Genomic DNA, 14164 nt, shown 5'->3' with positions numbered 1-14164 from the left:
GTGGCAAATATAGGCTCTACCGTATCCTTCGGTGGGGCCCAGTTGTACCGCTAAAACAAAAAGCTGAAGAGATGAGTCACAATACAATTACCATGCTGGGGACGGGCAATGCCATCGTCACCCGGTGTTACAATACCTGTTTCGTCCTGAGTACCGGGAAGGCCCGCTGTCTGGTCGATGCCGGGGGTGGAAACGGGGTGCTTTCGCAACTCGAGAAGGCCCAAATCGACTTGGGTTCCATTCACGATATGTTCATTACCCATGCCCATACCGACCATATACTGGGAGCCGTGTGGGTGGTGCGCATGATTATCAACCGCCTCAAGAGCAATCGTTACGAGGGGGTGTTTACCGTGTATGGACATGACAAGTCGCTGACGGTGCTCGACTGGATATGCCGCATGACCCTCTCGGCCAAAGACCGTTCCTACTTGGGCCAAGGGGTTCGGTTTTGTGAGGTGAAGGATAAAGACCGTTTTGAGGTGGGCGATATGGCCTTCCAGTGTTTCGATATTCTCTCGACCAAGGAGAAGCAATTCGGATTTCGGGTTGCCTTGCCCGGTGGGCAGACTTTGGTTTGCCTGGGCGACGAACCCTACAACGAGGCTAACCGTTCGTATGTCGAGCAGGCCGACTGGCTGCTGTGCGAGGCTTTTTGCCTCTATCGCGACCGAGCCATTTTCAAGCCCTATGAGAAGCATCACAGTACAGCGCTCGAGGCCGGGGCTCTGGCTCAGGAGTTGGGGGTAAAGAATCTCTTGCTCTATCACACCGAAGATCGCAACTTGGCCTCCCGCAAAGCGTTGTATCGGGCCGAAGCTCGGCAACATTTCACGGGGCGAGTGTTTGTGCCCGACGATTTGGAAGTCATCGACTTGGGCTGATTCCAGCGACTGGCGTTGAGAGGTATTTTGTGCGACTTCAATAGCCGTGACAGGCGTTTGCCCATTTCGAGAAATATTGTACTTTTGTAATCAGGAAAGAGTCGCATCAGGAAAGAGGAGAATCGAATCTTGGCCGACAGGCGAATGATTCACTTCAAAATCCAGATCTTTGTTACGACTCGGAGTAGAATTGAAAACAAAAATGAAAAGGGGGTTCACAATGGGTGTACGACGTAATTGTGTAATGGGAGTTGTCTTGTTGGGTCTCTCGATTGTTTCGGCTCCGGTTTCGGCGGAGGCGGGAAAAGACGATCTGGTAAATGCGATGATGGAGGTCTATGCCGAGGAACTGGCGGCCAACCCTCGCGATTACCGTACCTATTACAGCCGGGCCATGGCCTATTTCGGACAAGAAAATTTCGACCTGGCCTTGTCGGATATCAACCAGGCCATCAAATATTTTCCTCGACGTGAGAAAGACGATTTGGCTCAGGCCTATCTGTTACGGGCCAAGATTTTGACCGTGAAGGGCGATGACAAACCGGCCTTGACCGACCTGAACAGTGCCCTTCGCCTGGTGCCCAGCCATCGGCTGGCCTTGAAAGATCGGGGCGATTTGTTGTGCAAGTTGGGACAGTATGAGCTGGCCGCTATCGATTATAAACATCTGTTGCGGCTGGATACCCGCAGCCAAAGTGCCTATATGGGGCTGGCTCGGGTCGAGGCACACACCGGGCAGCCCGTGCGGGCCAAAGACCTGCTGGCCCAGGCGGTGAACCTGTCGCCCAAAGATCCTACGGTCTATCTCGAGCGTAGCGAGATTTACAAAGAGATGGGGCTGTTGCCCGAGGCGGTCGATGACCTGGTCTATGCCGTGTCGCTCGACGATGGCCGCTCGGGAGCCATTCAGCAGCTGGTGGGTTACAGCCGCGAATTTTACGACGAGGTGATTGCCGGGCTCACCCGCAATATCGAACGTTCTCCCCGTCAGGGTATGCTCTACTATGTACGGGGTTCTATCTACAAAGACCACTATGACTATTGCTCGTCGTTGCGCGACTGGAATACCATTTTGCAGGAGAACTTTTTCAATTTCCATAGCATCTATTACAACCGGGCCTACTGCTTGTCGCGATTGGGTCGGTTTGACGAGGCTCGCAACGATATCAAGCGGGCTATCGAAAAAGAGGGGCAGAATGTCGAGTATTACCGATTGCTGGCCGAGGTGGAGCGAGGTGCGGGTAATCTGGTCGAGGCCGACCAGGCCATACGACAGGCCGCCGTGTATGACCCCTCGAATGTGCTGGTGTGCATCGAGCGGGGAATGATTGCTTATAGCGAAGGGAATTTTACCGATGCCGTAAGCTATTACAGCGATGCTGTGGCGGTTGACCCCACGTTGCCCTATCCCTATCTGTTGCGGGGTTATACGCAGGAATACGGGTTGGAAAATCGTGCCGCAGCCGAGGCCGATTATCGCAAGGTGCTGAGCCTCGACGATCGGTCGGACTATTATGGCGATAACCTCAAGGGCATCGCTTTTGCCCGGCTTCACCAACCCGATGCGATGGCCGAGTGGGAACGCAGGCTCCTGGAATCGGGTAAGGTGCGTAATATCGACTATTACTATCTGGCCTGCATGTATGCCATGACCGATGCCAACAAGTCGCTCGATTATCTGTCAAAGGCGTTGCAGAGTGGCTTTGGCGATTATTACAGAATACACCTCGAGAGCTCTTCGCCGCTTTCGCTGTTACCCATCAGGCATCTGGCACAGTATAGTGCCTTGTTGCAGCAATATGCCTCTCTGTTTGACCTTGCCAATTGATAGGCGCTTTACTACTCTCTTGTCTTGCCATTTCTTCTTTCTCGACCTGCTTCTTTTCGGTGTATCGTAAAAAGGGAGTAGCTACCTCGGTTTATCTTTATTCGGCTCACACCTCTTGGGGCAAGGTGCCCATGGCCGTGGGGCGAGAATTCGGCCTTGGATATAGTATAGGGATAAAAAAAGCATCAACCTGGAGTTGATGCTTTTTATAGAATGAAGCAGTTTGTTTTAAATGGAAATGATTCGATTTCTTGTTGTTCTTTTTTGTTATTATCTTATTCTCAGAACCTTTCCTTCACGCAAGATGGCGTTTCGTTTGATTCCGTTCAATTTGCACAATTGGTTGATCGAGACTCCGTATTTGCTGGCTATTCTCGAGAGAGAGTCGCCTTTACGTACGCGATAAGATATATATTTCGAACCGTTGTGGGATCCTTTGCTTTTGACATTGCTTTTGTATTTGCCATAACCCAAACCGCTGGCCAACTCTTTGGGGTTGAAGGTGTAGGTATCGGTATGGGGCACTTGGTTGACGAAGTCGAAAATCTTGTTGGGGTTGATATCCATGCCCAGGTAGCGGGTTTCGAAGTGGAGGTGAGGACCGGTAGAACGGCCTGTGTTTCCACCCAATGCGATGGGATCGCCCACTTTTACGATTTGATCGGGTTTTACCAGGAATTTGGAGAGGTGCCCGTATATGGTTTCGAGACCGTTGTTGTGACGGATGATGACATAGTATCCATAGCCGCGACGCTCATACCGGGTGAGGCGTACTTTACCCGAGAATGCGGCACGTACGGTATCGCCAATGTGCAGAGCCAGGTCAACTCCCCGGTGCATGCGGCGGCGACGCCAGCCGTAGTTCGAGGTGATGTGGCTGATGATAGGCATGCAGTACTCCGACACGTCGATGGTCTCGGTCTCGGGCAATTTCTCGGCCGGGACTTTATAGGGGTTTACCCATGTTTGGTCCCAGTTGTCACCATAGATATCCATGCCGGGAAATTCTTCTTCCTCCTCCTCGAGCATCTCGAGCAGAGCAATGGAATCGACCAGGTTGATGGCCTTGTGTATGTTTTGTTGCCCGGCGATAAGGTCTTGGTGCTGTTTGGAGTGTTGGTGAGTAGAGAGATTTCTATTGTGTTGGGCACTGAGGTTGCCTAACGAGAATACAATTAGCAGTGGTAGGATACAATGTTTTATTTTTCCGAAATACATTATTAATTTGTTTTTGGCCCGAGCCAATTCCTAAAAAAAGAGAGTCAATAAAAGAGACTTTCAGTAAGTAAAACCATGATATGGTGTGTGTTTTTTCAAACGCACTCTTCAAAGATAATCAATTTTGGGTATAAGTGTTCTGGGTGGTTAACAAAATTTAGTTCGACTTTGGGGCGATATAGTGAATTTATGCACTTATCTGTATGATTTATAGCAAGATATAGAGAATATGTTTTACAACATAAAAAGCCCCAATTTTACATTAGCTAATCAATCCCCAGTTTTTTTGTCTTTCGAAAATGCGATTTAACTCTTTTCGCACGATGTAGTTTTCGGGGTGTTCCAGCGAGGGGTCTCTGTCGAGCAGGGCGTTGGCTTCGTCGCGTGCGGCCTGCAAGATTTGGCCGTCCTTGGCCAGATTGGCGATTTGCAGGTTAAAGGCAATGCCGCTTTGCTGGGTACCCTCCATATCGCCCGGGCCACGCATCTGCATGTCGGCTTCGGCAATGCGGAACCCGTCGTTGGTCTCGGTCATGAGTTCGAGTCGCTTGCGGGTATCGGGGTTGATTTTGTACGAAGTCATGAGTATGCAGTAGGATTGTTCGGCACCCCGGCCCACGCGTCCGCGCAGCTGGTGCAGTTGGGCCAGGCCGAACCGCTCGGCATTCTCGATAATCATGACCGAGGCGTTGGGCACGTTGACCCCTACCTCGATTACGGTGGTGGCTACCATGATTTGGGCCTCGCCCGAGACGAACTTTTGCATCTCGGCCTCCTTCTCGGCGGCTTTCATCTTGCCGTGTACCATGCACACCTGGTATTCGGGGAAGGCCTCCCGGATGTGGTCATATCCCTCCTCGAGGTTTTTCAGGTCGCTCTTTTCGCTCTCCTGGATGAGGGGATAGACGATATAGGCCTGTCGTCCTATTTGCAGTTGTTTGCGCAGGGCGGCATAGAGTTGGGCCCGCTTGTTGTCGTACTGGAGCAGGGTTTGTATGGGTTTTCGACCGGGAGGCAACTGGTCGATGACCGACACGTCGAGGTCGCCATAAACCGTCATGGCCAGGGTGCGCGGGATGGGGGTGGCCGTCATGACCAGGATGTGGGGAGGTATCGTGTTTTTGTGCCACAGCCGAGCTCGCTGCTCGACACCGAACCGGTGTTGCTCGTCGATGACGACAAAGCCCAGATTGGCAAAAGTGACCGTATCTTCGAGCAGGGCATGGGTGCCGATGAGCAGGTTAACCTCGCCGTTGAGCAACCCCTCGAGGATGGGAGCCCGGCGTTTCTTGGTGACCGACCCGGTGAGCAGTTCGATACGTAGCCCCAGAGGCTCGACCATCGCTTTCAATCCCTCGTAGTGCTGGGTGGCCAGTATCTCGGTGGGGGCCATCAGGCAGGCTTGGTATCCGTTATCGACGGCAATGAGCATGCTCATGAGGGCCACCAGGGTCTTGCCGCTGCCCACGTCGCCTTGCAGCAGACGGTTCATTTGCCGACCGCTGCCCATGTCGGCCCTGATCTCTTTGATAACTCGCTTTTGAGCCTGGGTAAGTTCGAAGGGCAGGATATGGTGGTAGAAGTTGTTGAAGTAGTCGCCTATGTGCTCGAAGCGGAATCCGCCCAGCTTCTGGTTGCGTAGCCGGGTATATCGCAGGATGTGGAGTTGCAGGTAGAACAACTCTTCGAATTTGAGTCGCATTTCGGCCCGGCGCAGGTGGTTGACCGATGCCGGGAAGTGAATGTTGCGCAGGGCATCGGTGAGACCCATCAGTTGCATGTGAGCGATGACGGGTGCCGGCAGAGTCTCGGGCAGAGGGGCCTGGATGCCGGCAAGAAGGGTGTAAATCATCTTTTGGAGCGCCTTGGAGTTGAGAAAGGCGTTCTTCATCTTCTCGGTGGTGTTGTAGTATCCTTGTAGGCCGGTGGTATTGTCGATGCGGTCGTCGATAGGGTCGAGTTCGGGGTGGGCGATGTTGAACTTCCCGTTGAAGAGTGTAGGCCGCCCGAAGAGGGTATATTCCGTGCCCGGTTTGTAGCGGTCGGTAATGTAGCGTATGCCCTTGAACCATACCAGCTCGATTACCCCTGTGCTGTCGGTAAAGAGGGCGGTGAGCCGGCGACGGGCACCTTCGCCTATGGTGTTGTAGGAGACGATGCGCCCCCGCAGTTGGATGTAGGGCATGGAGCCGTCGATTTCGCTTATCTTGTAGGTCTTGCTCCGGTCTATGTATTTGTAGGGGTAGTAGTGGAGCAGGTCGAGATAGGTCGCTATCTCCAGTTCCTTGTTGAGAAGTTCGGCCCGTTTGGGCCCGACCCCGGGCAGATATTTGATATTGAGGCTGGCGAGGTCGGTCATCGGGTAAGCAGAATTTCGGCCAAAGCCAGATCTATGGGTAGGGTTATCTTCAGGTTTTCACGATTCCCCTGGACTAGGTGGGGAGTATATCCGGCCGCTTCATAAACCGAGGCATCGTCGGTAAAGGTGCTCTGGTAGGGCTGGTCGTAGGCTCGTTTGATTTCGCTGCAACGGAAAGTCTGCGGGGTCTGTACCGTGACAAACCGACTGCGGTCTTCGGCCCGGCTGTTCCCTTCGGGGAGAATCTGCCGCAACGAGTCGGTAAGGGGGAGGGTAGGAATGGCTCCTCCGCAAGCCTGAGCCGCTTGGAAACAGGCTTCGATGACCGCATGGGTGACCAGCGGACGCACCCCGTCGTGAATGGCTACGAGTCCCTCGTCGGGGAGGAGTGCCAGCCCGTTGCGCACCGAGTGAAAGCGAGTCTCTCCGCCTGAGGCAATGCGATGGGGAATGTCGATGCGATAGTCGGCACACAATTGTTTCCAGTACTCCTGTTGCGAGGCAGGGAGTACCACCACCAGCTCTATCGTGGGGTCGAATCGGTAGAAGCTGTCGAGGGTATGGGCCAGAATAGGTTTCCCCGCCAGGGTTAAAAACTGCTTGGGCAACTCGCTACCCATGCGTGTGCCCTTACCGCCGGCTACTATGATTGCATATCGTTTCATCGATGACACTCCTGAATGACTTTCTGTTACAAATATACGCAAAGGTGGATGTAAAAAAACAAGGAGGCCTGAGTTTTTTATCGAGTCAACTCTTAGATTATTCGTGTATAGTGAGAACAGACTTTCTTCCGTCGGCTGTATCCCGCACGGTGTAGTGTGCTCCAATGGAATTAATAGGTAGATGAAAGCCTGTGCAAATGAGAAATACGTTTTTCAATATAAGACTATGATAAACGTTTTCTCATCCTATTTAAAAAAGTCGAATTTAAAAATACTTCACAAATGAAGTAAAATGTTATATAAAATTTATACATTTGCATATTAATTAATCATTGTGAAAGGGACGACAGATTAATATCTACAGTATAAAAACAATTACATATTTTTTAATAACACGATTATGAATACAAAGAATTTGATTTATGCATTCATGTGCATGTTTGCAGTGAGTGTCATGTGCTCATGCAGTTCAACTCCTGGGAATTTCGGGCTTTACAGTGATGATCTACGTTATCTTCCGGTCGAAAAGGATGATTATTATACATTCGTAGATATAAAGACAGGTGAAGAGAAGGGACATTATGACGAGATCCTTTCGATGTATCGCGATGGCTATGCTATGATTCAGGAAGATGATAGCATCTATTTTGTCAATCATGACCAGGAAAAATGTTTTGGCCCCTATGCCAGTGCTACATCATTTAGTGAGGGGATTGCATGGGTCGCTCCCAAAGGGAAAGGATTGATGGCCATCAACAAGAAGGGAGAGACCTTGTTTGATTTGCCTCAGGCAGAAATGGTTGGTATCTTTAGAGAGGGTTTGTCGATATTTTTCGATTCCGAGAAAAGAAAGATTGGCGTGGTCGATAAAGAAGGCAATGTGGTCATATCGCCCAAGTATCAATTTTGCATAGGAATGTATGTCGATGGACTGCTGGGTGTTGCCGAGGAAAACGGGAAGTATGGCTTTATCGACAAAGAGGGCAATGTGGTGATTCCTTTTCAATATGATGATATAATAGGCGACGGTGGTATGTATAATACCAATTTGTGGCGAGGTATTAAAGAGGGGCGCATTCCGGTTAAAAAAGGCAGTCAATGGGGTGTCGTAGATCGTGAAGGAAAGTATGTGATTACGCCTCAATTTGATTATATACTGTTGGATGGAGAAAACTATCTTTTCCGTAAAGACTGGAAATATGGCTGGTGCGATAGAGATGGAAAATATATCATAGAACCTCAATATGAAGAGGTATCGCCCTTTGGCAATGGCCCGTTGGCCAGCGTTGGTTTGGAGATAGAAAATGAAGATATGGTAGGGTATATAAATATTGATGGAGATACTGTCATTACTTTGCCGTGTGATGATGAAGTATCAAGGCCTTTCTGGACCAATGGCTTGGCTATAACACAAATGGATGGCGAGTATGGCTTGATTAATGAACAAGGTAAATGGGAGGTTAATCCTCAATATAGAGAGATTGCTTTGTATGGAGACATGTATCTTGTGAAAGACGGTGAAGGCGATTGGGGATTGATAGGGAAAGATGGTAAATATTTGGTTAACCCGGCTTATGACAGAGTCATTCGAGATGTGTATCTTAATAATTCAGGATTATTGTACGCAATGGTTGCCGAGAGTGATTACTTCGACATGACTTCGGTAGTCGATGACTTTGAGACGGCCATTTCAAAGGTTAAGACCTGGAGTGTTGCAGAGGTTTGTGAATTCTTTTCATTGTTAGACTCGGATTTTTCACGTTACAGAACCAATACTCAATTGTATTATGAATCGGGCGACAATAGCTCTGTCGAGATGAAAGCTGTTTATGGCAGCGACATATGGACTCAAAAAAGTAATGGTTGGTGGTATGATTATATCCTTAACAAGGATGCCAAGATAAACCAGTATCTTGTTATTCTTTCGTTAAAGAACAAAGCTATTGATCATCTTCAAAGTATTGAAGATGCAATTGAGGAGAAACTTCGCTCGAATCCTGAAATTAGTGATTTCTCTATTCAACACGACAATAGTAGCATTACCATCAATCTCACGACCAAATAAAGAGAACGAAGAGATAAATAAAAGGGGGGAGCGGATTTGGTCCGCTCCCCCCTTTTTATTTATTGGGGTGAACTCTTTAGAGTCTTACTTTGGCACGTTTCACGCTACCGGCCGTTTGAACCTCGACGATATAAACGCCCTTCAGGTTGGCAGCGTTGATGATGGCCGATTCGGTAGCCGGGCTTTCGGTGATGCAGAGGCTGCCACTCATCGAGTAAACCTTCACCATTTCGATGGGTGTACCGGCTTCGATGTGGATATTGCCCGAGCGGTCGGCAAATATCTTCATGGCGGCTTCGGCTGTGTGGTCGATACCGGTAATGATGGTCAGTTCGAAGTTCTGTTCGATATCTTCGCCTTCTTCGACGGTAATCGTTATACCCTCTGCAGCGGTGTAATTGTCTTTGGTAACACTCATTTCATACTCTTTGCCTGGTTGCATCACGGTAATGCTGTAAGCACCCGAGGCATCGGTCGTTGTCGAGTAGATGATTTCGCCCGATTGCATGGTTACCGTGGCACCTTCGATGGGCTCTTGGTTATCGGCGCGGGTAACGATACCGTGAACGACAGGCGCTTCGGTAGCCAGTCCCAGTGAGATGACCATAACGTTTTGTCTCAGGCTGGGCGAGTAGGTTCCGAGGGTCCAGGCATCCATGTAGTTGGCGGTGGTGCTGCCATCGAACGAGTAGTACTTCATCGAACGGGTTTCCACGCCCATGGTGAAGAAGTTGATACCCGAGCAATAGTTGGTCGAGTCCACCGAAACGATGAGGCTCAGGTTGCCACCTTCATAGGTAATGGGAGTTTCGGGTCTCATCTCGAAGTAGAGAGGATCTACCTGACTGCCTCCAACTTCATATCGCAGATCGGCTCCGATGTGGCTCAGGCCTTCGATGTCGGCTTCAGACATTTTACTGGTCGAGAGTTCGGTCTTTTCGGTATTGCCAATCCAGATATTTACTCTATAACCCTTGGCTGCTGCATTGGTTACATAGTAGGGGATACTGATGGTCTCGATCACGTCGCCGGCTTGGAGCCCGGTCAGTTCGGCCGGTGTGTAGAGCGACTCATAGAGATAGTGCTTGTAGTTGGGGGCCGAAGTGGTGTTGGACAAGTCGCCTACCATGACAGACGATACCAACGATTCTTCAGCTACGTTTACCGTAATCGTGTCGGTCGAGGTAACGGTACCGTTGAGGGTCAGCAAGGCATAAATTTGGGCTTCGCCTACGGTGTGAGGTGTCCACGAGCAGGTATAGCTCTTGAGGTCGCCCAAAGCCATGGCTTCTACTTGGAACGAGCCTACCGTCTCTTCGCCGTTCATCAGGTCTATCGAGTAACTGTCGGCAGTTTCACCTTCGGTGCCCAGACAGGCCACGTCGATGGTAAATTCCTGCGTGTAGTTGACCATACCTTTCGATACACCGGTGAAGTCTTTGATATCGATGCGGTGCTCTTGATAAACTACTTGCGGGCCATAAACCAAGTCGAGGTAGGTCTTCTTGCTGGCAAAACCTATGTAGTAGTCGCCCTCTACAAAGTCTTCGGGCATATAGACTGCCATCGATTCCCAATCGTTCCAGTAAGAGGCATAGATACCTATCGATTTCAGGAGAGTCCAGTTCTTGCCATCGGCCGAGTAGAGTAATTCGGTGCCGTAGCCCGATGAGCTGGTGGCTTTGGCAGTGAATGCGATGGAGTCGCCGGCTGCCAGGTGGAGCAACGGAGTCACAAGCGTATCGGGAGTAGCCGAGGTGATTACGGCACTGGCTTCGCCATGGTATTTGGTACCTACGCTTCTTATCCATTCATTTTGTTTGATATCCCACAAGAGCGGGGGGAATGCTTCGCCTTCGAACGATTCGAGCAGGGCGGTTTCTGTGAGCATGGTTCCCGAAACGGCAAACTTCACATCGCCTATGCCATTGTGCTCTACTGCGATACTGTCGGAGTGGAATCCGGGAGCGGCATCGAAGGTGATTTGAATGGTATCGGACTTACTGCTGGGGATGAGGATGGGCAGTTCGGCATTTACCGAGAAGCCAGACCCTTCGGAGGGGGTGATTCCCGTAATGGTAAGGTCGCCGTTGTTGCTGCTGTTCTTGATGATATAGTCGATGGTGGTCACCTTGTTGACCATGCCAAATTCTACATCCGACAGAGAGGCTGCGCCTTTGTTGGGCTTAATCGTCAGGTTGTTACCGGTTTCAATGCCTGAGAAGTGTGTATTCTCAACATTGTTGGCTTTTACGTTGAATTTGAGCTTATTCAACTCGTCTTCACTTTCAATTAACAGATAACCGCTGATGGTCTTCTCTTCGCCGATGGCAAGGGAGGGCCCTGGAATGACATTGTCTTCGTAGAGTACCACTTCGTCGCCGTTGCTGATATAGGTTTTGTACGTAACGCCCTCTACGGGAGTGTCGTCTTCATTGCTCAGTTGGGTTGTGAAATTATAGGAGTCGGCTTCGATGGCTTGAGTACCGATGTTCTTGAAGGTGAACTGGATGCTGTTGTCGATAGCTTTGGATTCACCGGCATAGAGAGTCATCCAAGTGCTCGGACGGTTGAGCGAGCTCTTCATCATCTGTACACCTTTGGTAATCTCTTGGTGGGCAAAAGCCATGAAGTTGTCGAGATAAGAGTTGCTTATCAAGAAAGCGATACGAGAGCCTTCGGGCACCTCTTCGAGGGTGATAGGAGTCCAGTTGGTTGTGCTGGCGCCCAACTCAATTTCGGTCTTGTTGCCGGTAGCGTCGATAATATAAGCCTTGAAGATAGACGATGCCGAGTAAACTTTCTTGAAATCGAAAGTTACCTTACCCGAAACAACCGGTGAATAGATGGTGTCGAGCGACGAGGTGCTGCCCCAGTAATCCACGGCGCCGGTCAATACGCTCGATCCGTCTTCTCCCACGTTGCTTTTGATGGAGTAGGTTGTCTCGTTTCCGTCGGCGGCAATAACCCATTCGGCAGGCAGGTCGGTAGAGCTGTCAAAGGTCTCATAGTACGAGGTCGCTGGGTAGGTCTCGGCAGTCAGAGGAATGGTATCATTACCGCCATTGGTTATGATGTAAAGGTTGTCGGTAAACTGGCCAATCTCGCTGTTCGAGAAACTTACGGTGAAGGTCTTTTGCTCGTTGAACGGAATAGTGCCAGTCTCGGGCGAAACCGAGAAGGGAGAGTTTTCGTTGTCCATCGAGAAGGATACTTCCAGTTCGTTGGTACCTACGTTGGACAAAGTGAACTCCTTCGATGCGGTCTCACCTACCTTGACGAATCCCAGGTTGAGCGACTCGGTTGTATTCTCCAGTCGCGGGGTGTTGGGCAACAGTTCGATTTTGAGGTTGTCGATAGCGTTGGAATTTCCGTATTCCTGAATGGCTTCGATGATAACGAAGAAATCTTTCCCGGCATATTCGGCGGGGATGTTTACCTCTACGGGGTACATCGTCTCCAAACTTATTTCGCTACCTGCATATCTCTTGGCATGGAGTATGGGATCGACCAGTGTGGTCACGGTGTTGTTGCTGTTAATGACTATGTTTCCGTCGCTGTCGTAGTTGTAAATATCAGCTACCTCGTTGACATATACTTTGAAACCTTCGTTCTCTTTGCTGGAGCCACTGGCCCGACGCATGTAGAACGAGATTTTGGCACTGCGGTCGGCTGCAAAAGTCAGTTTGGGGCTTATCAGCAGGGCGGTGCTTGTAGCTCGGGCGTCGTTGGCTTGCAGCGATTTTCCGTCGCACACATAGGCGCTGGTCGTACAGATACTCCAATAGGTTGCGGTACTGCCCGTGGCATATCCGTTTTTCAAAGTCCAGGATCCCAGGCCCATATTAGGCTCGTCGGCATCAAGCTCGTTGAAGTCTTCGAAGATGGGAGCATCGTCGGTAATCTCGATAGCTGTGTATCCGGTGCCCGTGAGCGATACGGTGATATCGTCGGTATTGCTGTGAATGGTCATAGTGCCGGTAATCTCTCCGCTACTGCTAGGGGTAAACTTGATTTGATAAGTCTTATCTCCATCCATCGCTGCGATGACATCGGGATAGGTAATTGCCTCGGCCAGGGAGAAGTCGGGGTTGGAGAAGGTGATGTCGGTGATATTTAAATCGCCACCACCTGTATTTTTGATATTGAGCAGGGCAATCGAGTTTCCTCCCACTGATGTGAGGGGGAATTCCAGTGATGAGGCAATGGTGACGTTGGGCTCACTGGCCATCTTACTGATGGATACATTATCTATGGCTGCCGACCCTTCTCCACCGCCCCAGCTATCGGCGAAGAACATGAAGGCCAGCTTGTAGGAGCCTACTTCAAGCTCTTGCATGTAACTGCGGTTTTCCCAACTGTACATGCCACCAATCAAGGCTTTATTGGTGAGCGATATGGCTTCGCTGGGGGGCATGGGAAGATTTTCGTTTTGGCCGGCGCTGAACTGAGTATCGCCTGGTGCCAGATAGACATCGGCATAGTCATACTGACCAGAAAGAGAAAACTCGCCCAGTACATTGCAGTCGAAAGAGATGGTGTAAACTCCCGGCTCGGTAACTTCGAACGTGCGATAGGCATATACCGTACATCCCGAGTTGGTGTCGTAACCGCTGCTTGCACCTCCGTCTTGGGAGATATACAGCCCTTTGTCTCCAGTGTTTTTGGCGGCTGTACCTATACACCACTGGTTGGTGTTGTTGCCGTTGACAAATGTCCACTGTGCGTTTTCTGCATCGTCTTCAAACCCACAAAAATAGGGATAGGTTTGAGCATGAGCATTTGGTGAAAGTCCCAACAAGCTCATTATTACACCGATACAAGTGAGTAAATAAGATTTTTTCATAATTAAAACTTGTTAGTGAAGATTTATGTAAAAAATGATATTTCGATTTGTATTTTGCAAATATAAGAAAATGATTGAAAAAATGATACCGAAATGCTATTTTTTTTATCGAAATGTAGCTTTTATTGCTTGTTGGGTGATAAATATCTATTTGTAAAATTTAATAAAGACCTTGCTTTGGGCCTAGTCGACAAAATTCAGGATGAAACCAGTTGAAAAACTTCCTAGTCGACAAAATTCAGGATAATCCTCAATAATGTCTTGATATATATTCGTCAATAAGTTTCATTCTATGAGCC

At 49.7% G+C, this 14164-nt stretch carries 7 protein-coding genes; 3 read left to right on the top strand and 4 right to left on the bottom strand.

What is annotated here, in order from left to right; translation table 11 throughout:
• Nucleotides 1-71 precede the first annotated feature (71 nt).
• Both B5G10_RS01220 and B5G10_RS01215 read left to right on the top strand, forming a co-directional pair.
• Complete coding sequence (locus B5G10_RS01220; protein WP_087422960.1) at nt 72-884, top strand: MBL fold metallo-hydrolase; 813 nt, start codon at nt 72-74, stop codon at nt 882-884.
• Nucleotides 885-1104: 220 nt separating this feature from the next.
• Nucleotides 1105-2712 carry a tetratricopeptide repeat protein gene (locus tag B5G10_RS01215; protein WP_158098754.1) on the top strand — a complete coding sequence of 536 codons (1608 nt, stop codon included), beginning with the start codon at nt 1105-1107 and terminating at the stop codon, nt 2710-2712.
• Between the two features lie 270 nt (nt 2713-2982).
• Here the strand turns inward: B5G10_RS01215 and B5G10_RS01210 are convergent, their stop codons facing one another.
• The 3 genes from B5G10_RS01210 to B5G10_RS01200 form a co-directional block, all read right to left on the bottom strand.
• On the bottom strand, nt 2983-3930 hold the full coding sequence (locus B5G10_RS01210; RefSeq protein WP_087422958.1) for a M23 family metallopeptidase: 948 nt from the start codon (nt 3928-3930) through the stop codon (nt 2983-2985).
• Between the two features lie 262 nt (nt 3931-4192).
• Nucleotides 4193-6289, bottom strand: coding sequence for an ATP-dependent DNA helicase RecG (gene recG, locus B5G10_RS01205; RefSeq protein WP_087422957.1), 2097 nt, complete (start codon nt 6287-6289; stop codon nt 4193-4195).
• The gene (locus B5G10_RS01200; RefSeq protein WP_087422956.1) at nt 6286-6954 is read right to left on the bottom strand and encodes a 2-C-methyl-D-erythritol 4-phosphate cytidylyltransferase; all 669 of its coding nucleotides are present in this window, start codon (nt 6952-6954) and stop codon (nt 6286-6288) included. The genes recG and B5G10_RS01200 overlap by 4 nt, the downstream gene beginning before the upstream one ends.
• A gap of 400 nt (nt 6955-7354) precedes the next feature.
• On the opposite strand from B5G10_RS01200, the gene B5G10_RS01195 reads away from it, so the two are divergent.
• Nucleotides 7355-9019, top strand: coding sequence for a WG repeat-containing protein (locus B5G10_RS01195; RefSeq protein ID WP_087422955.1), 1665 nt, complete (start codon nt 7355-7357; stop codon nt 9017-9019).
• A 76-nt stretch (nt 9020-9095) separates the two neighbouring features.
• On the opposite strand, the gene B5G10_RS01190 is transcribed toward B5G10_RS01195, so the two are convergent.
• Nucleotides 9096-13865: a choice-of-anchor D domain-containing protein gene (locus tag B5G10_RS01190; RefSeq protein ID WP_087422954.1), complete on the bottom strand. Its 4770-nt coding sequence runs from the start codon at nt 13863-13865 to the stop codon at nt 9096-9098.
• Nucleotides 13866-14164: the final 299 nt, after the last annotated feature.

It is taken from the genome of Barnesiella sp. An55 (assembly GCF_002161555.1).
Taxonomy (GTDB): Bacteria; Bacteroidota; Bacteroidia; order Bacteroidales; family Barnesiellaceae; genus Barnesiella; species Barnesiella merdipullorum.
This window is presented reverse-complemented; position numbering and strand designations above follow the sequence as displayed.

Excerpts from the sequence above, each read along its gene's own strand:
- B5G10_RS01195 (WP_087422955.1), top strand. The coding sequence starts at position 7,355 with ATGAATACAAAGAATTTGATTTATGCATTCATGTGCATGTTTGCAGTG.
- B5G10_RS01200 (WP_087422956.1), bottom strand. The coding sequence starts at position 6,954 with ATGAAACGATATGCAATCATAGTAGCCGGCGGTAAGGGCACACGCATG.
- B5G10_RS01190 (WP_087422954.1), bottom strand. The coding sequence starts at position 13,865 with ATGAAAAAATCTTATTTACTCACTTGTATCGGTGTAATAATGAGCTTG.
- recG (WP_087422957.1), bottom strand. The coding sequence starts at position 6,289 with ATGACCGACCTCGCCAGCCTCAATATCAAATATCTGCCCGGGGTCGGG.
- B5G10_RS01210 (WP_087422958.1), bottom strand. The coding sequence starts at position 3,930 with ATGTATTTCGGAAAAATAAAACATTGTATCCTACCACTGCTAATTGTA.
- B5G10_RS01220 (WP_087422960.1), top strand. The coding sequence starts at position 72 with ATGAGTCACAATACAATTACCATGCTGGGGACGGGCAATGCCATCGTC.
- B5G10_RS01215 (WP_158098754.1), top strand. The coding sequence starts at position 1,105 with ATGGGTGTACGACGTAATTGTGTAATGGGAGTTGTCTTGTTGGGTCTC.